Genomic DNA, 20,060 nt, shown 5'->3' with positions numbered 1-20,060 from the left:
TCCGACGCCGGTTCACGTAGACTCGAAGCTACCGGGAAGGACCCAAAACTACTGGTAGAACAGGACTTTGGTGCGCGCCGCATCCTGGTTGCTTCCCATCGTTTCCCGCTGTTTCCGGCTATTTCTGTGTGATTGATGTGTTGGATCGAGTACCGCGGACGCGGCTTTGCTGCGCCTTCGAGAAGTCGTCAACTGTGCCTGTGCTCGGTCGGTGTCGTGACGATGCACCGGCAGGCCGCTCGATGGACGGCTATGGTGCTGTGCCCCTGCGGTGTGACGGTGGCTGCTGAGGGCGCGTGATTCCGGCGCCACTTCGCCGTGCCGTCGGCGTCGCTGACTACAGCTGCAGCGTGATCTGGCGTGGCGTTGCGCGAACTGGTTTGTTGCAGGCCAATTCGCTTGCCATGGGCGTGCCGGGAGGCTCCGCGGCCATGGAGGAGTGATATCGAATCCGAGGCGGGGGAGGTCCCATGCGAAAGTAGTGTTTGCCGTTGCGAGCACCTTCATCGGTGCTGCTGTTGTGGTGGTGAATGCCGGTGCGGCCCAGACTGATTCAAACAGCATGCTCTGTGTGAAAGGCGGAGGGCACATCGTCGTTCAGAAGATGTATCAGCCGAAGGGTTGGAAGCATGTGTGCCAGGGTGGCGAGTACAACGGGCAGGTTCTGTCGAAGCACTACACCTTCTAAGTCGGCCGCCCCGTGGGCGCGAGTACCCGAACCGAGAAGGTCCGGGGGTTCAATTCCCCATAGCTCCACAGTAAGTGCAGGCCAGGCCAGGTTCCGAGAAATCATCGGAACCTGGCCTGACTCGTTTCTCCACTAAGTCGCCACTAATCCTTGTGTGGGACTTGCTTTGACAATTGTTGCCGAGCGGGTATGTCGTTCAGGCGAGCAGGCGGGCGACGAAGGGTGTGCTGTCGGGCAGGGAGCCGTTCACGGTGGCGCTGTGGTCTTTGCCGGGGTAGAAGTGGGCTTCTGGGTGGGTGCCGTTGGCCTCGAGTTCGGCAATGAGCGCCATGGTGCCTGGAGCGATCACGTCGGTGTCGGCCAGTCCTTGTCCGATGAACAGTGGCCGGTCGTAGCCGGTGACCGGAACATCGAAGACTTGGTGGCCGATCTCGGCGAAGTTTCCTTCGCTCAACGGACGCGCGAACAGGTCCTTGATGGTGGCGCCGGGGTGCACGTCGACCAGTTGGTCCAGGCACACGGTGGTCGCGGCGCGCACGACGTCCTTGCCGCGTGGGGTGAGATAGTAGTCGGGCTCGAAGTCCGGGCGCGCGGAGTGCAGCGCGGCGAGGACGAAGGCGGGGTAGACGTTGGTGTGTGGGTTGGCGATTGTGGGTGCAGCGGGACTGGTGGCCAGAATCATCTCCTCCACGACGTGGCTGGCGGGCCCGGTGGCCACCGCGCCGCGATAGTCGAGTTCGGGGGCGTAGCGAGTCGCCATCGACGCTGTCCACACTGCCGCACCACCGCCCTGGGATTGTCCGATCGCGACCCACTTCGACGACAACGATGGTTCGATGCTGCGGGCAGCGCGAACCATGTCGATGCCGGAGTGGGCCTCGGCGCGGCCGTCGAGGTAGGGCTGGACCCCGTTGACGCTCAGATAGTCGGTGGCCACGATCGCGTACCCCTGGCCGAGCCAATGTGACAAATAGTCGTTGTCGCGCTGAATTCGCCCGGCAACCGAGGGCTGGCAGTGATCTGCCAACCCGACTGTGCCGTGTTCCCAGGACACCACCGGCCAGCCACCGGCCGGCGGGCTACCCGCTGGGAGGAAGATCGCGCCGGTCGATTGGGCGGGTGCGTCGTTGTTGGTGCGCGTCCAATAGGTCACCCGCTGGCTCTTGGCCGCGCCCGGCACCTCGGCAACCGAGGGCAACGGTCCGGTGCTCACGACCGTACCCGGTGCAGGGTCGGCCGGGTCGGCGACGGCTACGGCGACCGAGGACACCCCAACTGCGGCGGTGGTGGCCAGAACGGCAAGGAAACGACGGATAGGACGGCCTTTCACTTGTTCACCTCTTTGTCTCTCAGCGACAGCTTGCGACGACGAGACCATTCGAGATCTCTTGGGCGACTGAATAGTGCGAAACACGCTCGGGGAAACCGGTAAGCGATTGCGGCGATCACGAGAAGCGTAGCCGCTCGGATTTCCCGGCGGCTCGAGTGCAGACTGTCGAGAGCGTAGGCACACCAACAGGCTTGCGTCCCTCCGAGGTCAGCGTTTGAGGGCGTGGGCCAGTAGTGCCTTCGCGTCGGCGCGAGTAGCCTCTTTCGCGCTACCGTAATGGCCGTTGTCGAACGGCGGTTGTGGGTCGTATTCGATGCACAGTTGGGCGGTTTCGGCGGCGTCGACACCCCGCAGCATCGAGATCAGCCACAACGCCGCGTCCAGCCCCGCCGACACACCGGCCGCGGTGACGACATTGTCGGAGCGCACAATCCGCGAGTCTGGTCGGGGTTGGGCCCCGAAGCCGGCGAGCGCGTCCATCGCGATCCAGTGTGTGGTGGCCGGTCGCCCCTCCAGCAACTGCGCCCCACCGAGAATCAAGGCGCCGGTACAGACCGAAACCACCCAGGTGGCCTCCCCAGCGGCTCCCTGCACCCACCGCAGCATTTCGGGGTTCTTCGACATCGTCGCCGCCGACGGTCCGCCCGGCACGAGGAGCACGTCCGGCTGGTCGGCGTCGGCGAAGGTGTTGGTCGGCGTGAGCGCCAGCAATCCGGAATCGGTGCGAACCGGATCCGCTGAGATCGCGACGAACTGCATCGTCAAATTCGGCACATAGTTCATCAGGTCGTACGGCCCGATGGCATCGAGGGCCGTCATGCCGTCGTAGAGCACAATGGCCACCTTGATGGGCGCTGACGGCGCGAAGGGCTGGGGCGCTACACCGTGTTCTTCGATATGCGAGGTCGCCTCGGCCGAGGAGCAGCCGGAGATCGCCATCGGAAGCGCGACAAGCCCTGCCAGCCCTCCGGTGATCGCGGTGCGACGAGAGGGCTTTGCGGTCACGTCGATCCTCTTTCCGAATGAAAACAATCCCTGGACACGTGGGCCCCACCGTAACGACGGCGCCTCGGGGGCGCCCTATGGCCGTTGCCACGTGCATTCATCCGTGCGGTCGACTGTGACCTGCGGCTCCGCTTCGCACCAGGGATCGTGGACGCCAAGCGCCGGCGCCGCCCAGGACCGGCAGCGTGGCCGCCGGCTACGCGACGGCGGGCCGCGTAGCCGGCGGTGGGGGCCCTGTCCGTGCCCCCCAGCCCTAGCCGGCCGAACGTAGATTGGTCTGATGAGCAAGAAGGACGAGGTTCGGGACTTCCTGATGTCACGACGAGCCAAGGTCACCCCCGCTCGAGTCGGGCTGCCCGAACTCGACGACTGTCGGCGGGTGAGCGGGCTGCGAAGGCACGGCGAGCGGCCGCGGCGATGCTGCGCCTCAACGCCGGTCGCGACCCGCTGAACGAAGCGCTCACCGCTCTCATCGGCGAGCTCGCCACCCGCAGCCCACAATTCCGGCAGGACTGGGCCCGGCAGGAGGTCCACGAGCACCGCTGCGGAGAAATGACGTTCAACCACCCCCACCTCGGACCGATCCGCGTCAGCTTCGACGGCTTCGCGATGCCAGGCGAGAAGGGCTTGTCGATCATCACCTACTCCGCCGAGGAAGGGACCGTCGACGCCGATCGCCTGCACCTGCTACCCCTGTGGGCCGAGAGCGAGCATGCCGAGGCCTGGACCTGCTGACACGCCCGCGAGCCACAAGGTACCGTAGCCGAGCGCATGCCCCGCTGCGAGATCCTGGCCAATCGGGTCGGAGCGTTCGAGGTGATGGAACCCAAGAGCGAGGTCGGCCGGTATCCATAGGTCGCGCTGATGTGGCGAGCCGGGCAGCCTGATTTCAAGCGGGTCCTTTCACGTGCCGTAGAGGAAGTGCGGCAAGCAACGCATCTCTCGAGCACCGTCGAACTGACCGCACGTCACGACCCAACTGAGGCCTCGGCTACCAATTCGATGTCGCGCTCGAGTTGTTCATGGACGCCATCGAAGTGCGAGCAAGCCGCAAATGACAATCAGATCCGCCCACGCAGTGGTCGCATAGCGCCGTCAGAGCACGGAGCTCATCCCTACCGCTGTTCGGACATTCGCGGATCTAGAGCGATCATCGCCGAGGACGGGGGTCAGGGTTGATTTCGAAATCGCCCGGACGGGAAGCCTTTCGGGGTTGATCGCCAGCATCGGGCGCCGGATGCAGGCAGGCTCATGCTGGCACGGTGACCAGTACGGGAGGGCGCACCCGCCGAGCTCGACCTTGCGCTGACCGAAGTGCTCCTCGAACTCGCTCCACTCGGCGCCGGTGACCGCCGCATACTTGTCGGCCGGGCGCAGTCGTAGCCGTGATCAGCTGCAGACTTCGATAACGATCGGCTCGAAAAGTGATTGCTGTATAGTTGCGAATTTTCTCGGGTCCTGTGATAACAACGCCACTTGCTCCCGCTTAGTAGCCCATTTTCGCAGGTAGTGCGGCCTCTGTCACAGGTGGACAGTCCTCGATTCGGCTATTTACGCTCGGATCCCATGATTGCTGAAGCTATGGACGTGCGATTGGACAGTGAGTTCGCACCGCTGCGAAGCGTGGTCGTTTCCCAAAGTGAATTCCGCGCGCCGGCCGATGCCGCGATCCTCGGGCACTCGATGCCTGTGGAACCCAGCGCGGTGGAGATCCTCGAAGCGGTGTGGGGCAAAGACTTCAGGGAGGTCTACCCGGAGAAGCAAGCAGCGTGGGAAGCCGAACGCGACGAGCTGGCGGCAGTGCTGACCCGACACGGCGTCGAAGTGCTGCGACCGCGGTTGTTCAACGACGCGGAAAGGGCCGCTGCTGGTGAGACCGGTTACGCCAACTTCTTCGTGCGTGATCCCTGGTTCACTGTAGGCGAGCACGTGATCGAGGGTGTCCTGCAATTTCCGCATCGCAGGATGGAGGTCCTGCCCAGTCGTCAACTATTGCTGGATCGGGTCGTGCCCTCGGCTGCGCGCTACGTCTCCCTGCCGCAACCGGAGGCATCACCACTCGGTCACCCCGGGGCCGGGCCGTTCCTCGAGGGCGGTGACGTCTTGGTGCTGGGCACCGAGGTCTTCGTCGGCTGCTCGGGCATGGCCACCAACGAGCTCGGATACCATTGGCTCGCAAAATATTTGGTGCCGTTCGGTTTCACCGTCAGCAAGGTCGAGCTACCGCCGCACGTGCTGCATCTGGATTGCGCTATCAGTCTGATCCGCGACGGTCTGATGATCGCCTGCCCTGAGCGCCTTCCCGCTGGATTGCCTGCGGCCCTGCGTGATTGGGAACATATCGAGGTCAGCGAAGACGAAGCCGCTGCCATGGCCACCAACGGGCTGTCCATCGACCCGGGCACCTACATCACTGACCCGGAATTCGAACGCGTCGGCAGGGAACTCGAGGCGCGCGGGATCACCGTGGAGTACATCGATTTCTCGGTCTCGCGCCTGTTCGGCGGCGCGTTCCGCTGCTCTACCCAACCCCTACTGCGCGCCAACTGAGCGCGCCACCGTAAATACAGATTCCGTCGCTGACGCGAGGTGCGAGCGATTGCCCGCATCGGCGTCGAGGCCTGTGCGAAAGGCGCAGCGCGGGATCCGCACCACAAAGGACGCCGATATGAATAGTGAGCGAATCGAGTCGAGAGCGCGCTGGGGGATGCTCGCCGTGCTGTGCGCGAGCGTCTTCCTGGTCATGATGGACGTGACCATTCTCAACGTCGCACTCCCTGCGCTGATCACCGACTTGCAACCAGATCCGTTGACGCAGTTGTGGATTGTCGATATCTACTCGCTGCTACTGGGGGGACTACTGGTCCTGTGCGGCGGTCTCGGCGACCGGATCGGGCGCAAGCGCATGTTCCTCGCCGGATGGGTGGTGTTCGCGCTCGCCTCAGTGATCGCAGCTACCGCCTCGGCGTCATGGCAGCTGATCTTGGGGCGCGCGCTGTGCGCGATCGGTGCGGCGATGCTGATGCCCTCGACGGTGTCGATGATCCGCAACATATTCACCGACGACCGAGAACGGGTGCGAGCGATCGCGGTCTGGTCTGCGGTGACCGGACTCGGCGCGGCAGCCGGGCCCGTCGTCGGTGGCTTGCTGGTGCAGAACTACGGATGGCGCTCGGCCTTCTGGCTCAACGTGCCGTGTGCGATCGCGCTACTGCTGGTAGCGATCCCGCTGCTACCCGAATTCCGGTCGCCGAGCCGTGGTTCTCTGGACTGGGTCGGCGCGGTTTTGTCGGTGGTGGGCATCATGACCCTGGCCTGGGGTATCAAGCACACAGCGGCCGGCGGTCTCACCCTCGGCGATGTCCTCGTGCTCGCGCTCGCGATGGGGTTGTTGGTTCTGTTCGCTCGTCGTCAACTTCGCCTCGACGATCCGCTGCTGGATGTGCGTCTGTTCCGCCGCGGCCCGTTCACCGCGGCTACGATCGCGACCTTCGTACCGCAAGTCGCACTGGGCGCCATGCTGCTGCTATTCACGTTGTGGCTGCAATATATTCAGGGCTACAGCCCGATCCAGGCCGGTCTGCGCATCTTGCCGGTGGCATTTGCCGCGCTCGTCGGCGCGTTGATCGCGCCCCATGTCATGGACAAGGCTGGAGTGCGAACGACCATGGGGGCCAGCCTTGTCGCGGTCGTTGCCGGGTTCATAACGCTGGGCTTCGCGCCGGTTCCCACTACCTATCCCACAATCGCCGGAGTGCAAATCGCGCTGGGCTTGGGCGCGGGAGTGGTGACCACCATCGCCTCGTCGGTTCTGGTCGCTGCGGTGCCGGCCGACCGGGCGGGCCAAGCCGGAGCGGTGTCGGAAACCAGCTACGACCTCGGGCAAGGTGTCGGCGTCGCGCTGCTGGGCAGCATCCACGGCGCAATATTCGCCACGCACATGACTGATTTGCCTCTCACCGGCGCGGATCTGGACTCCGCACGTGGCTCGGTTGGTGGCGCGGCGGCAGTCGCGGCGCGCGTAGGCGGGCAGGCAGGGGAGACGATCATGGATCAGGCACGTAGCGCGTTCGATGCGGCATTGACCACGACCGCGTTCGTAGGAGCCGTCATCACCGTACTGGCGGCGCTTCTGGTAGTGCGTCTGACGCCGCGCGCCTTCACGATGTCCACGAGCGGCGGCGAGTACGAGAAGACGCGCAAAGACTTCGCCGACAGGTGATAACGGAGCCGCCGCACACGCGACGTCGAAGACGACAGGCCGTGTCGGCTCGCGGTCAGACGTCGAGTGGATTGGACGCTGGTTGGCACGGTGGTCACTTCGGGTCGTCCTGATCACGGCCGCGGCCTGGGTGAGCGGTTGGTTGATCGGACAATTGTGGATGATCATCCTAGGCCAGCTCGAGAGCAATCTGCTGCTGCCGTGGTTTCAGATCGCGCAATGAGCCTGCACACCGTTTCGTGCTGCTCACCGTCACCGCCGGGGTGCCTTGTTCGGGGTCACGGGCGCGTTTCTGGCGGTCCCCACCACGGTCACACTCCCCGCCGCGCTTCGATACGCGAGCGAACAACTGCGCATCACCTCAATAGTCGGAACAGAAGGCCAAACCTTGGGATACTGATCTAGTCCTCGCGACCTGCGTCCGCAAATTGCTCGAGTCACGGCATCCGGTATTCAGGGCGGCCAGATTTCGGCGCTCGGCGTCGAGGGGTCGCGGAATCGCTGCCTGCGCGACCTTACCGATCCCTGCATCTCGCGAGCCTCCTCGAACCGCTCGTGCGCGTTCGCAGCCATGTCGTCTTATGTGCCTCCGCATGGCTGGGGATGAGCCCTCGCTGACGACCAGGGCTGGCCGGTCGTGGCAGAGCTCCTCGCGAGAGCGCGTGTGAGCCGATAGTTGCGGACACTCACGTCACTATTCGAAGTGGATTCTCCAGCACCGTCATGAGGTCGTGCAGGAATCGCGCGGCCACAGCTCCATCGATAGCTCTGTGGTCGGCTGACATTGTCGTTTGGAGGGTTTTGCGGGCTACGACTTCGTCACCGGCTAAACGAAGTTGATCTGTTACCGCACCGACCGCGAGGATGGCGGCTTCTGGGGGATTGATGACGGCGGTGAAGTGTCGGATGCCGTACATGCCGAGGTTGGAGATGGTGAAGGTGCCTGCGCTCATTTCGTCGGTGCGGAGTTTGCGGTTTCGGGCGCGTTCGGCTTTGTCACGGCTTTCTGTGGCGATTTCGGTGATGCTCTTGCGGTCGGCGTCGTGCAGGACGGGGACGAGCAGGCCGGTCGGTGTGGCGACGGCCATTCCGATGTTGATGTGATGGTGGCGCAAGAGGTGGTCGCCCGCGAACGAGACGTTGACGGCAGGATGGGAACGGAGGGTTGTGGCGACCGCTTTGATCAAGAGGTCGTTCAGACTGATCTTTCCGGTTCCTGTGGTGGCGAGTGTGTCGTTGAGCCGGGTGCGGAACGCCAGCAGCTCCGTGACATCGATGGTGACCGTCAGATATATGTGTGGTGCGGTTTGCTTGCTCTCGGTCAGCCGGGTTGCCGAGATTTGCTGGACGGTGGTCAACGGGATCTGCTCGTGGTCGCAGGTAGTGGTGGTGGAGGACGGAGTTGCCGGCGATCCGGCCGATGATGTGGTGGTGCCGGGGTTTTCGGGTGACGTTGTGTCGGCCGCGTTTTCGACATCTTGGCGGGTGATGCGTCCGCCTGGTCCGGTGCCTGTCAGGGCGGTGATGTCGATGCCGCGTTCTGCGGCGATCTTGCGCGCGAGTGGGGAGGCTTTGGGTCGGGAGACGGATGCACGGGGGGCGTTACCGCTCGTCGAGGCGTTCGCCTGGACAAGAGCGGCTGCGTTCGGAGGCTGGTCCAGCACGGCGCGCTGATGGGGGACCGGCGGCGGGGCGGGGGCGGTCGTTGCGGTCCCGTCGCCGATCATCCCGATCGGCGCACCGATCGCGACTCGGGTTCCTTCGGTGGCGAGGATCTGTTCGAGAACACCGTGGTCGTAGGCTTCGAGTTCCATCAGCGCTTTGTCGGTTTCGATCTCGGCGAGGATCTCACCGGGTTCGACGGTGTCGCCGACCTTTTTGAGCCAGGCGACGACGACCCCTTCCTCCATGGTGTCGGAGAGCCGGGGCATGGTGATTTCGGGCATGTCAGTTCTCCAGGGGTTCAGCGCTTCTTGCCGACGGCAGCGAGGGTCTCGACGGCTGCGGCGTACAGGGATTCGGCCGAGGGCAGGGCGAGTCGTTCGAGCGGTTTCGCATAGGGGAGGGGTACCTCGGCCATCGCGACCCGGCGCACGGGTGCGTCGAGGTAGTCGAAGGCGCCGTCGGAGATCGAGGCCGCCACCTCCGCGCCGATGCCGTAGGTGAGCCAGTCGTCTTCGCCGATTACCGCACATCCGGTCTTGCGGACGGACTCGACGAGGGTCGCGCGGTCGAGCGGTCGCAGACTGCGCAGATCGATTACCTCGGCCGAGAACCCTTCGGCGGCAAGGCGTTCGGCGACCTCGGTGCAGATGGTGGCCATTCGGGAGTAGCCGATGAGAGTGATGTCGGTGCCGATGCGGGTGACCGCTGCCTTCCCGATCTGGGCGGGGGGAATATCCTCGGGCACTTCGCCTTTGGTGTTGTAGAGGGAGAGGTTCTCCAGGAACAACACGGGATCGTCGTCCGCGATGGCCGCCTTCAGCAGGGCTCGCGCGTCGGCAGGGGTGCTGGGAGCGACGACTTTCAGCCCCGGAACGAACGCGTAGTACAGCTCGATATTCTGCGAGTGCGTGGCGCCGAGTTGCTGACCACCGCCGCCGGGGGTGCGGATCACCATCGGCACGCTGGTCTGCCCACCGAACATGCCGTAGATCTTCGCGGCGTGGTTGACGATCTGGTCCAGCGCCAGGAGGGAGAAGTTGATCGTCATGATCTCGACGATGGGGCGCAGGCCGAGCATCGCGGCACCGATGGCGGCACCGACGAACCCTTCCTCGGCGATCGGGGTGTCGCGCACCCGTTTCTCGCCGAACTCGGCGAGCAGGCCCGCGGTGATCTTGTAGGAGCCCTCGAAGACGCCGATTTCTTCCCCGATCAGGAAGATGTCGTCGTCGCCGCGCATCTGCTCGCGCAGGGTCTCGCGCAGTGCTTCGCGGTAGGTCATGACAGCCACGGTGATGTCCTCAGGAGGTGAAGAGCGGGTCGGCGGGCAGGCGGCGCGAATCGCCCGCGACCGGCGTCGCGTAGTTGTAGTCGAACAGGCTGGTCGGCTCGGGATGCGGGCTGGATTCGGCGAATTCCACTGCTGCGGCGACCTTTTCGTTGACCTCGGTTTCGATTTCGCCGAGAGTGTCCTCGTCGAGGACGCCTGTCGCGGTGAGCATCGCTTGCCAGCGGAGGATGGGGTCGTTATCACGCGCGTCCGACACAGCATCTTCGCTGCGATACTTGGCCGGGTCGACCACAGAATGGCCTTTGAGCCGGTAGCTGACCGCCTCGAGGAGCGCGGGGGTGCCGTCGCTGCGTGCTGCCTCGATGAGTTGCGAAGCGCTGTCGCGGACGGCGAGTACGTCGGTCCCGTCGACGCGGTGACCGTGCATCCGATACGCCGCCGCACGTTTCCACAGTTCCGGCTCCGCGGAGGACCGCTCCACGGTCGTGCCCATCCCGGTCTGGTTGTTGACCACCAGGAATACGATGGGCAGCCGCCACAGTGCCGCGATATTGAGCGACTCGTGGAAGGCGCCGATATTGGTTGTGCCCTCACCCATCTGGCACACCACGACCTCGTCGCCGCCACGGTAGTCGATGGCCATCGCGGCACCGACCGCCAGCGGCACCTGACCACCGACGATTGCGTAGCCGCCGAGCATGCGGGTGGCGGTGTCGAACATGTGCATCGACCCGCCCCACCCCTTGGAAGTGCCGGTGGAGCGGCCGTACAGCTCGGCCATCACGCGCCCGGGGTCGATCCCTTTGGCCAATGCGTATCCGTGTTCGCGGTAGTTGGTGAACAAGTAGTCGGTGGGACGCATCGCAGCGCCCACTCCGATCACGGTGGCTTCTTCACCGAGGTTGAGATGGCAGTAACCGCCGATGAGCGCCTGCTGGTAGCTGCGTGCTGTGCGTTCCTCGAACCGTCGGACGAACAGCATGTCGCGGTAGAGGGTGCGCAGTGTGTCGGGCGGCTCGGCCGCGATTCGCTCATCGGTGTGGTCGACAGTGGTGTCGATGATGGTCACAGGGGAGCTCCTCAACGTGTGCGTGGCGCAGTGTGGACCGGCAGGCCGAGCCCGGCCAGGGCCGCTTCCATGCCGATCTCACCGAAGGTGGGGTGCGCGTGGATCGTGTCGGCCAGCTCGTCGAGGGTCGCCTCCAGGGCGATGGCCAGCGCGCCCTCGGTGATCAGGTCACCGGCCGACGGGCCGATGATGTGCACCCCGAGAACTTCCCGGAAGGTTTGTCCGGCAATAATTTTCACGAACCCCTCGGTAGTGCCGACGGTCAGCGACCGGCCCAGCGCGCCGAACGGGAACCGCGCGGTGAGCACCTGGTGGCCCGCCGCACGCGCCGCCTGTTCGGTCAGGCCGACGGAGGCGATCTCGGGATGGGTGAAGGTCGCGGCCGGGATCACCGTGTAGTCGATCTTCGCGGGGTGACCGGCGATAGTGTCGGCGGCGGCCAGGCCCTGGTGTGAGGCGACGTGGGCCAGCATGGCCCGGCCGGTCACATCGCCGATGGCATAGACGTGCTCGACCGAGGTTCGCAGTTCGTCGTCGATGACGACGAATCCGCGCTCGTCGGTGGCGACGCCGGCGGCGGCCAAGTCGAGGTGCGCGGTGTTGGGGCGGCGACCCACCCCGACCAGGACGACGTCGGCATCGAGTTCGGCGGCGGCCGCCCCGGTGACCCGGACCCGCAATCCGGTGGTGGGCGATTGCTCGATCCGTTCGACGGTCGTGCCGGTGAGTACCTCGATCCCGCGCTTGGTGAACGATTGACCCAGCGCCCGGCCGATGTCGCTGTCCTCGAGCGGAACGAGGCAGTCGCGCATCTCGACGATCGTGACGTGGCTGCCGAAGCTCGCGAAGAGGTCGGCCCATTCCGCACCGACCGCGCTGCCTCCGATCACCACCAGCCTGCCGGGGATGTCGGTGAGCCCGAACGCGCCGTCGGAGGTGATCACCCCCGACAGATCCGCGCCGGGTACAGGCAGGGTGGCGGGGACGGAACCGGTGGCGACGATGACATCGGTCGCGGTCACGGTGCGGGTGGCGGTGGTGGTCGGCGCTGCGCCGTAGCGGGGCCCGCCGGGAAAGACCGGGGACTCACCGACTGTCAGCACCTCGACTTCTGTCGGCCCGAGGAAGCGCGCATGGCCCTCGATCATCGTCACCTTGTTGGCCGCAAGCAGCCCCGTGACACCACCGGTGAGCTGGTCGACGATGCCGTCTTTGCGTTCGCGTACCGCAGTGAAGTCGAATCCCACATTATCGGCTCGAATTCCGAATTCGCGCGCGGCGCTGAGGGTCTGGAACACCTCGGCGGATCTGAGCATCGCCTTGGTAGGAATGCACCCCCAATTGAGGCACACTCCGCCCGGTCGTTCCTTCTCCACCAACCCGACCTGTAAGCCGCGCTGGGCCGCGCGGATGGCGGCGACATATCCGCCGGGACCCCCGCCGATTACCAATAGATCGAAATCCCGCACTCGTGGTGCTCCTCGTCATCGATGGTTCCGAACCGCTCCGGATATGAAGGGGCTCAGTCACATTCGAGTGTTCCAGCGGCAAAAAGTCCGCACCATCGCCGCAGCGCCCAGTGTTCGCCACGTGTCACTGTGCGCAGCGCACAATCAGCGCGAGCGCACCAGGGCGGGGTCGAGTAGTTCGAGAGCGAACAGGGCCAGTGACAGTTCGACATAACTGCGCTGCCCTTCGATGGGACGACCGAGCAGGGTCGCCACCCGATGCAATCGATTGATGACCGTATTGCGGTGGCAGTGCAGACCGGTGGCCGCGTTCGCCGCCGAGCAATTGTGGGCGAGCCACGCCGACAGTGTTTGCAGCAGGGTGGTCCGTTCGACGTCGGGGAGCGCCAGCACCGGGCCCAAGATGGTGGTGACCAGCATGTTCATCAGGTCGGGCGAACGGATCAGCAACGCCTGCGGGAGGCGCTCGTCGAGTGAGACCAGTCCGGTGGCGGTGTCGGGCACCGTGTGCAGTGCCAGCAATGCCAGCGGGTGCGCGCGGGCAACCTGATCGAGGCCGGTGACCAGCGGAGACGCGCCCGCCCGGCCGCCGACGTGTTGACTGATCCGACGCAGCACCAGGGTCGGGTCGTGCTTTTCGACCGCGACGACACCGACGGTGGAATCGGCCCGGTCGTGCCACAGGGATCGGATGCCCACCGCGGACAGCGCGAACTCGGGCGCATGCTGCATCGTGTTGTCGCGATCGCAGACCACCACGAGATACCCGCTCCTCACGGGCAGGCCGAGATCACGCGCCGCCCGTGTGATGAACGCTCCGTCGCCCTCGGCCCGGCCCGAGATCAGGTCCTCGAGCAGAGCGTGGCGTCGGCGCTCGTCACACCGCAATTGTTCGAGTTCGGTTGTGCGATAGGCGGTGACCAATGCCGAGGACAGGCTGTCGATTGCTGTCCACAAGGCTGTGCCCGCGGCCCGGATATGCTCGGGCGGGAAATCGCTCGCCTTGTCGAGCAGCAATTCCCACACGATGCGGCCGCCCAGGCGAAAAGTACGGAGCATCGCTTCCATCGGGACACCCTGCTCGGCGCGGCGACGACCGATCCGGGCCGCCACGTCATCATCGGCGCTGTCGGTCGGCCTTTCCAACAGATCCAGTAGTCGCGTCAGGTATCGGCCGCAACCGTCGGCGAGATCTGTCCGGGTCACCGGCGAGTAATCCGTCCATGCCGGATTGTCGGTGAATATCTGGTCGATCAACCGGTCGGTGAGGACCGCGACTTCGGTGCGACAGGCGGCAACGAGGTCGACAGAATTCACCATGTCATCGCGGAAGTGCGGGTGAGGACTCGAAGACTTCGACCAGCATCAGGATTCGACGGGCCCGCGCGAGCATGGGCAGATCGCAGCCGGCCGTGATGTTCTCCCCGTTCTCGCCGAGCCGATCGATGACTGTCATGGCCCAGGTGATGTCGGCGGGGGAGGGCACGAAGCGCCGGTTGATGACGGGTGCATCGGTCGGGTCGATACACAGCAGCCCGGTCATGCCTGCGTCGGAGGCAAGCTTGGTCGCCTCCTCCAGTGCGGGCATCCCCGCCAGGCAAGGGCCGTCGATCGGGCCGGGTAGACGGGCGGCGCGGCTGGCGTTCACCAGACGGCCGCGGGCGTAAGCCAGCGCACCGGGTTCGTCGGCGGTGAGGGTGTCGCGGCGATAGTCGCCTTTGCCGAAGGCCAGACGTGTCGTTCCCGGTGTGGACGCGATCTCGAAGGCACATTCGATCCCCAGCGCCGTTTCTACCAGGGCAACAACCGCGATGCCGGGCAGATCAGTGACCAGTGTCGAAATCTGTTCGGCCGACTCGGTTTTCGCCAGGACCACGCCCTGGAGCCCGGGTACCGACTGCAGCGCGGTCACATCTGCTGAGTAATCGGTCGTGCCGCAGGGGTTGATGCGCACCCAGGCGTCGGAGGTCTGCAAGAAGCGCACCACCTCGTGGCGCGCGGTGGCCCGGCGTTCGCCGACCACTCCGTCCTCGAGGTCGATGACGGTGACATCCGCTTCGGTTGGTGCCCCGAATCGGTGCGTCTCGGCTGCGGACACCAGCAGCCACGAACGGGCGAATTCGATCGAGATCGTGCTGCTCGGGACGGTAGGGGTTTGCACACCTGATGACATGACCGCGACCGTACGCGCCGAGCACCGCCAAGGCGCTGTCCGTTCTGGAGTACCCGAGAGTTGCCTAGTGGCCTGTGTGCGCACTACTCCTGGGTCGGCATGGCTGTGACCTGCGTTTTTATTCATCGTGGACAACCGGGCCGGCGAACTTGTCCAGAGCGGGCAGGTCTTTTCGCGCCGCGACCGCGCATTGTTTGGTGATCCGCACCACAGAGTGACCCAGTACACACCACGGAGGTAGCCGATGTCGCAGGTCGCAGGCAGTGCGCTGCACGCCCCGCAGCTGATCGCCAACTGTCAGATGCTGTACCTGGTTTGGCTGCCCGCCGACCCGGAGAAGGTGAAGGCGCTGGTCCCGGCCGGACTCACCCCCAAGGCCTCCGGCGAGGTCTTCATGAACCAGTATCTCGTCGCCGATCCGGGACAGACCTCGAACGCGGCCGAGGACACCGACTCCTTCGGTGCGTACTCGCTGACCTATCTCGGTGCGGATCTCGACGGACTCGACACCGAGGCGGGAACGCCGGCCCGATGGTGGACGCACTACTTCAACAGCAGTGAGCCGATGATCCGCTACGCCGCCGAGCGCGGGGTGCCCGCGTCCCACGGCGAGACCACGCTCGAGGTGACGGCGACCTCGGTGGTCGCGACGACCATGCTCGACGGGGTACCGACCATCCGCACAACCGTGCGCATCGACGAGTCGCCGCTGACCCGCGCCACCGGTCAGCTGCGGTACATCACCCGGGCTGACGGCGGTGGATTCACCAGTGGCCGTTACCCGTTCGTCATGGACACCGCCGGTGGCTTCGCCGTGGAGTCACTGGAGTTCCTCGACCCGGATTCACCGATCTACGACCTGCGGCCCGCCGATCCGCTCACGGTCACCTTCGGTTTCTACTCGCCCGACATCACCTTCTGCTACCCGGGGGGCGAAGGCCCGCTCGGCAGCTTCCACGGCAACTGACCATCAGATCAACGAGGAAGGAAACCTCATGGCACTTCTGGACCGCGATGCCTGGTACGACCTGGCGCGCTCCACGGAATGGACACCGTGCTACATCACCGAAGACGAACTGTTCCCCCCGGAGATGTCGGGTGGCGAAGGTATTCCGGCACAGGTGTGGGGCACCTACGACGAGCCCTACAAGGTGTCCTACCGCGAATACGTGGACGTCCAGCGGCAGAAGGACGAAGGCGCGTATTCGGTGAAGGCGGCGCTCGAACGCGCCGACCTGTACAACAAGGCGGACCCGGGTTGGATCAATATCCTCAAGGAGCACTACGCGGCCGTTGCTCTTGTCGAATACGGCGCTTCCTTGCAGGAGGCCCGGTTCGTCCGCTGGTGTAAGGCGCCCGGGATGCGGAACATGGCCACCTTCGGGATGCTCGACGAAATGCGCCACGGCCAGATCCAGCTGTTCTTCCCGCACGAATACGTCGGCAAGGACCGCCAATTCGACTGGTCGCACCAGACCATGTGGTCGAACAACTGGGTCGCGCTCGGTGCGCGTCACTACTTCGACGACATCATGATGACCCGCGACGCGGTGACCACCTCGATCTATGCGAACTTCGCCTTCGAGACCGGCTTCACCAACCTGCAGTTCATCGGCCTGTCCGGTGACGCCGCCAACGCAGGCGATTTCACCTTCTCCAAGCTGATCCAGTCGATCCAGTCCGACGAGGCACGCCACGCCCAGCTCGGTACGCCGCTGCTGCAGATGCTGATCGAGAACGGTCAGAAGGACAAGGCGCAGAACCACATCGACGTCTCATTCTGGCGCTCCTACCGGCTGTTCACCATTCTGTCCGGCATCCCGATGGACTACTACGTCCCGCTGGATGTGCGCGAGAGCTCCTTCAAGGAGTTCATGCAGGAGTGGATCGTCACCCAGTTCATCAAGTCGATCGAGGACCTCGGGCTGAAGAAGCCCTGGTACTGGGACATTTTCATGGCCGACCTCGACGAGCATCACCACGGTCAGCAGCTGGGCACCTATTCGTGGCGGCCCACGCTGTGGTGGAACCCGGCCGCCGGGGTCAGCCCGGAGGAGCGGGACTGGCTCGAGGAGAAGTACCCCGGCTGGAACGACACCTTCGGCAAGGTCTGGGACGTCATGATCGACAACTTCGTGCAGGGCCGCACCGACAAGACGGTCCCGGGGACGTTGCCCATGGTGTGCAACGTGTCGCAGCTGCCGATCGTCGGGACGCCGGGCAAGACGCTGAAAGACATCAGCCTGGTGCACGAGGGCCGCAAGTACCACTTCGCTTCCGAGGTCGACAAGTGGATCTTCACCCAGGACCCCGAGCGCTACCGCCACCACCGCAATCTGATCGACCGCTTCCTCGGCGGCGATATCCAGCCGGCGAACCTCGAGGGTGTCCTCGAATACATGGGCCTCGGTGTGATCGGACCCGGCGGCGAGGACGCCCACGGCTTCGCCTGGCTCGACAAGTACCGCCAAGCCATTCCGACCGCCAGCTAGGAGCAGCGACGATGACAGCGTTTCCCGTTTCCTCCCACTTCCACGGCGATTTCGTGCTCAAGCTCGTGCCCGCCGACACCGAGTTCACGATGGACGAACTCGCCCGCGCGGCGGCCGAGCACTCGGTGGGAATCCACGTCCCCGACCAGCCCGGCAAGACCATCCGGGCCCGTGCCCAAGGCGCCGAGGAACCGTTCCCCCGCGATATGCGGATCAGTGAGTCGGGCCTGGAACCGACCCAAACCGTCGAGTTCTACTTCGAGTGAGGCAGCCCGTGAGCACCGAAACCCCCATCGCAGATCCGGTCGGCCCCGTGGTGCAGTCCGGTGAGCTCGCCGAAGCCGTCGCCGAGGCCGCAGCCATAGACAACCCCGGCCAGCGTGTCGACGTCCGCAACCGCGGCTCGTATGTCCGCGTCGAGGTCGACGGCGGCCAGTGCGTGCTGCGCCGCACCACCATCGAGGAACAGCTCGGCCGTCCGTTCCAGATGCGCGAGTTGGAGATCAGCATGCCGTCCTTCGTCGGACGCATCGAGACAGGCACCGAGCAGGTGCGCTTCTTCCTGGCACACCGGGCCGGCTGAGGAATTCGAGGAGAGATCATGACCGAGACAACGATGAAGCCCCTCAAGACGTGGAGCCACCTCGCCAAGCGCCGCAGGCGCCCCAGCGAGTACGAGATCGTCTCGACGAACCTGCTGTGGCACACCCGCGACAAGGCCGAGCCCTGGGACGTCGGGCACCGCGGGGTGATGGCCGACTGGTACCGCAAGTACCGCAACGGCAGCCCGATCCAGCACGAGGACTTCGACGGGTTCCGCGACCCGGACGAACTGGTCTACCGCACCTACAACATCCTGCAGGACGGCCAGGAGAACTACATCGACGGCCTGCTCGATCAGCACAGCGACGAGGAGCACGACAAGAGCCTCGACGCCGAGTGGGTCACCAGTCTGGCCGAGCGCTACGCCCCCGGCCGCTACCTGCTGCACACCGTGCAGATGGCCAGCGCCTACCTGGTACACATGGCGCCGGCGAGCACCATCTGCAACTGCGCGGCGTTCCAGTCCGCCGACTCCCTGCGCTGGCTCTCGCACACCGCCTACCGCACGGCCGAACTCGCGCAGTCACATCCCTCCGCCGGGTTCGGCGAGAACGAGCGACGGCTGTGGGAGACACTGCCCGCCTGGCAGGGTTTCCGCGAACTGATGGAATCCATTCTGGCGACATGGGATTGGGCCGAAGCGTTCGTCGCACTCAACCTCGTGGCCAAACCGGCGATCGACGAAGCGTTCTTCCGGCAGCAGGGCGTCAGCGCCCGCCGTCACGGTGACATTTTGTTCGCGCTCCTGAGCGAGGCGGCACTGCGTGACAGCGAACGCTCGCGCCGGTGGTCGGTGGAGCTGGTGCGCTACCTCGTGCAGAACCCGGCGAACATCGACGTCATCAACGGGTGGCTCACCAAATGGGTTCCCCTCGGGGAGGCTGCCATCGGCATCTTCAGCGCGGGCCTGGCCGACAACCCCGACGCGACGGACAATGCGCTCGCCGCCACTCGTTCCTTCCGCGCGCAGCTGCCGCTCGGAGCCTGAGATGTCACCCGACGCCATGACCCGTCGAGACGAGACCTACGCGGTCTCCGTTCCCGGCGCGTCGTCGTTCCCCTGCTCGCAGGGCGACACGCTGCTGCGTGCCGCCCTGCGGGCCGGGGTCCCGGCTGCCTACGAATGCAACAGCGGGGGATGTGGCACCTGCAAGTTCGTCGTCGAGGACGGCGAAGTCGCGGTACTCCAGGAGGAGCCGGCCGGTCTGACCGCACGGGATCGCCGCAAGGGCAAACAGCTCGCCTGCCAGACGGTTCCGCTGGGTGACCTCACCGCCCAGCTGCTACTGAACCCGCAGTGGCCCAGTGGCCACGCCCGACCCCGCCGGTTCAGCGGCGAAGTCACCGCGGTTCGTCCGCTGACCCACGATCTGGTCGAGATCACCATCGTCACCGACCGCCCTGCCGACTTCCTGCCCGGGCAGTTCGCCATGGTCGGTCTCGACGGCGTCGCCGGCGGGCCCGCGCACACCGAACGCGCCTACTCGATGTCGAATCTGGCTAATCCTGAGGGGATTTGGCAATTTCAGGTCAAACGGGTACCGGATGGCGCGGTGTCGGGGCGGGTGACTGGATTGACCAGGGGTGCCGTGGTGCACCTGGACGGCCCCTATGGCAACGCACACCTGCAGGACACCGACCGCGACATCGTCTGCGTGGCAGGTGGATCCGGACTGGCGCCGATGGTGTCGGTAGCTCGTGGGCTGGCTGTCCGCCCGGACGCGAGCCGTCGCCGATTGGACTTCTTCTACGGCGGTCGCGCCTGCCGCGACCGCTGTGCGCAGGAATTCGTCGCCGAGATCTCGGGCGCGTTGTCGCAGGTCCGTTTCGTGGAGGTCCTCTCTGCCGCCGACGAGGACGACTGGGACGGGCCCCGCGGATATGTACACGAGGCCCTGGCCGCAGCAGGCCCGGCCGAGCTGGCCGACCGCGACATCTACATCGCCGGTCCACCACCGATGACCGATGCCGTGGTGCGAATGCTGGTGCTGGAGTGGCGTATTCCGGTCGAGCAGATCCACTACGACAGATTCTTCTGAGAAGGAGCAGTACG

The 20,060-nt window shown here is 65.2% G+C and carries 17 protein-coding genes; 9 read left to right on the top strand and 8 right to left on the bottom strand.

Annotation, left to right across the window (positions count from 1 at the left end; genetic code table 11):
* Window positions 1-884: 884 nt before the first annotated feature.
* Window positions 885-2,018, bottom strand: coding sequence for a lipase family protein (locus NCO8_RS13480; protein ID WP_210739971.1), 1,134 nt, complete (start codon window positions 2,016-2,018; stop codon window positions 885-887).
* 207 nt (window positions 2,019-2,225) lie between these two features.
* Complete coding sequence (locus NCO8_RS13475) at window positions 2,226-3,023, bottom strand: DJ-1/PfpI family protein (protein ID WP_157104904.1); 798 nt, start codon at window positions 3,021-3,023, stop codon at window positions 2,226-2,228.
* A gap of 417 nt (window positions 3,024-3,440) precedes the next feature.
* Here NCO8_RS13475 and NCO8_RS33015 point away from each other — a divergent pair, with 417 nt between their 5' ends.
* From NCO8_RS33015 to NCO8_RS13460, 3 genes are all read left to right on the top strand, one after another.
* Complete coding sequence (locus NCO8_RS33015; RefSeq protein ID WP_067639401.1) at window positions 3,441-3,758, top strand: MmyB family transcriptional regulator; 318 nt, start codon at window positions 3,441-3,443, stop codon at window positions 3,756-3,758.
* An 831-nt stretch (window positions 3,759-4,589) separates the two neighbouring features.
* Window positions 4,590-5,573 (top strand): dimethylarginine dimethylaminohydrolase family protein, encoded by a 984-nt coding sequence (locus NCO8_RS13465; RefSeq protein WP_174550321.1) that lies wholly within the window; start codon window positions 4,590-4,592, stop codon window positions 5,571-5,573.
* Between the two features lie 118 nt (window positions 5,574-5,691).
* Entirely contained in the window at window positions 5,692-7,245 is a 1,554-nt protein-coding gene (locus NCO8_RS13460) for an MFS transporter (protein WP_067640142.1), read from the top strand.
* Window positions 7,246-7,931: 686 nt separating this feature from the next.
* On the opposite strand, the gene NCO8_RS13455 is transcribed toward NCO8_RS13460, so the two are convergent.
* From NCO8_RS13455 to NCO8_RS13430, 6 genes are all read right to left on the bottom strand, one after another.
* Window positions 7,932-9,155, bottom strand: coding sequence for a dihydrolipoamide acetyltransferase family protein (locus NCO8_RS13455; protein WP_245655370.1), 1,224 nt, complete (start codon window positions 9,153-9,155; stop codon window positions 7,932-7,934).
* 53 nt (window positions 9,156-9,208) lie between these two features.
* On the bottom strand, window positions 9,209-10,192 hold the full coding sequence (locus NCO8_RS13450; RefSeq protein WP_210740120.1) for an alpha-ketoacid dehydrogenase subunit beta: 984 nt from the start codon (window positions 10,190-10,192) through the stop codon (window positions 9,209-9,211).
* Window positions 10,193-10,211: 19 nt separating this feature from the next.
* Entirely contained in the window at window positions 10,212-11,270 is a 1,059-nt protein-coding gene (pdhA, locus tag NCO8_RS13445) for a pyruvate dehydrogenase (acetyl-transferring) E1 component subunit alpha (RefSeq protein WP_157104903.1), read from the bottom strand.
* An 11-nt stretch (window positions 11,271-11,281) separates the two neighbouring features.
* Window positions 11,282-12,739, bottom strand: a complete 1,458-nt coding sequence (lpdA, locus tag NCO8_RS13440) for a dihydrolipoyl dehydrogenase (protein ID WP_067639395.1) — start codon at window positions 12,737-12,739, stop codon at window positions 11,282-11,284.
* A gap of 144 nt (window positions 12,740-12,883) precedes the next feature.
* Window positions 12,884-14,059: a PucR family transcriptional regulator gene (locus NCO8_RS13435; RefSeq protein ID WP_067639393.1), complete on the bottom strand. Its 1,176-nt coding sequence runs from the start codon at window positions 14,057-14,059 to the stop codon at window positions 12,884-12,886.
* Window position 14,060: 1 nt separating this feature from the next.
* On the bottom strand, window positions 14,061-14,912 hold the full coding sequence (locus NCO8_RS13430) for an HpcH/HpaI aldolase/citrate lyase family protein (RefSeq protein ID WP_067639391.1): 852 nt from the start codon (window positions 14,910-14,912) through the stop codon (window positions 14,061-14,063).
* A 244-nt stretch (window positions 14,913-15,156) separates the two neighbouring features.
* Here NCO8_RS13430 and NCO8_RS13425 point away from each other — a divergent pair, with 244 nt between their 5' ends.
* The 6 genes from NCO8_RS13425 to NCO8_RS13400 are packed head-to-tail and all read left to right on the top strand — an operon-like array spanning window position 15,157 to window position 20,046.
* Window positions 15,157-15,879, top strand: coding sequence for a hypothetical protein (locus tag NCO8_RS13425; protein WP_067639389.1), 723 nt, complete (start codon window positions 15,157-15,159; stop codon window positions 15,877-15,879).
* Window positions 15,880-15,907: 28 nt separating this feature from the next.
* Entirely contained in the window at window positions 15,908-17,404 is a 1,497-nt protein-coding gene (locus NCO8_RS13420) for a YHS domain-containing protein (protein WP_067639387.1), read from the top strand.
* Between the two features lie 11 nt (window positions 17,405-17,415).
* Window positions 17,416-17,670, top strand: coding sequence for a toluene-4-monooxygenase system B family protein (locus NCO8_RS13415; protein WP_067639384.1), 255 nt, complete (start codon window positions 17,416-17,418; stop codon window positions 17,668-17,670).
* 8 nt (window positions 17,671-17,678) lie between these two features.
* Entirely contained in the window at window positions 17,679-17,987 is a 309-nt protein-coding gene (locus NCO8_RS13410) for an MmoB/DmpM family protein (RefSeq protein WP_218022665.1), read from the top strand.
* A gap of 18 nt (window positions 17,988-18,005) precedes the next feature.
* On the top strand, window positions 18,006-18,995 hold the full coding sequence (locus NCO8_RS13405) for a ferritin family protein (RefSeq protein ID WP_067639380.1): 990 nt from the start codon (window positions 18,006-18,008) through the stop codon (window positions 18,993-18,995).
* 1 nt (window position 18,996) lies between these two features.
* A complete protein-coding gene (locus NCO8_RS13400) occupies window positions 18,997-20,046 on the top strand; it encodes a 2Fe-2S iron-sulfur cluster-binding protein (protein WP_067639378.1) in 1,050 nt (349 codons plus the stop codon).
* Window positions 20,047-20,060: the final 14 nt, after the last annotated feature.

The sequence above is a fragment of the Nocardia coubleae NBRC 108252 genome, assembly GCF_001612805.1.
GTDB lineage: Bacteria > Actinomycetota > Actinomycetes > Mycobacteriales > Mycobacteriaceae > Nocardia > Nocardia coubleae.
This window is presented reverse-complemented; position numbering and strand designations above follow the sequence as displayed.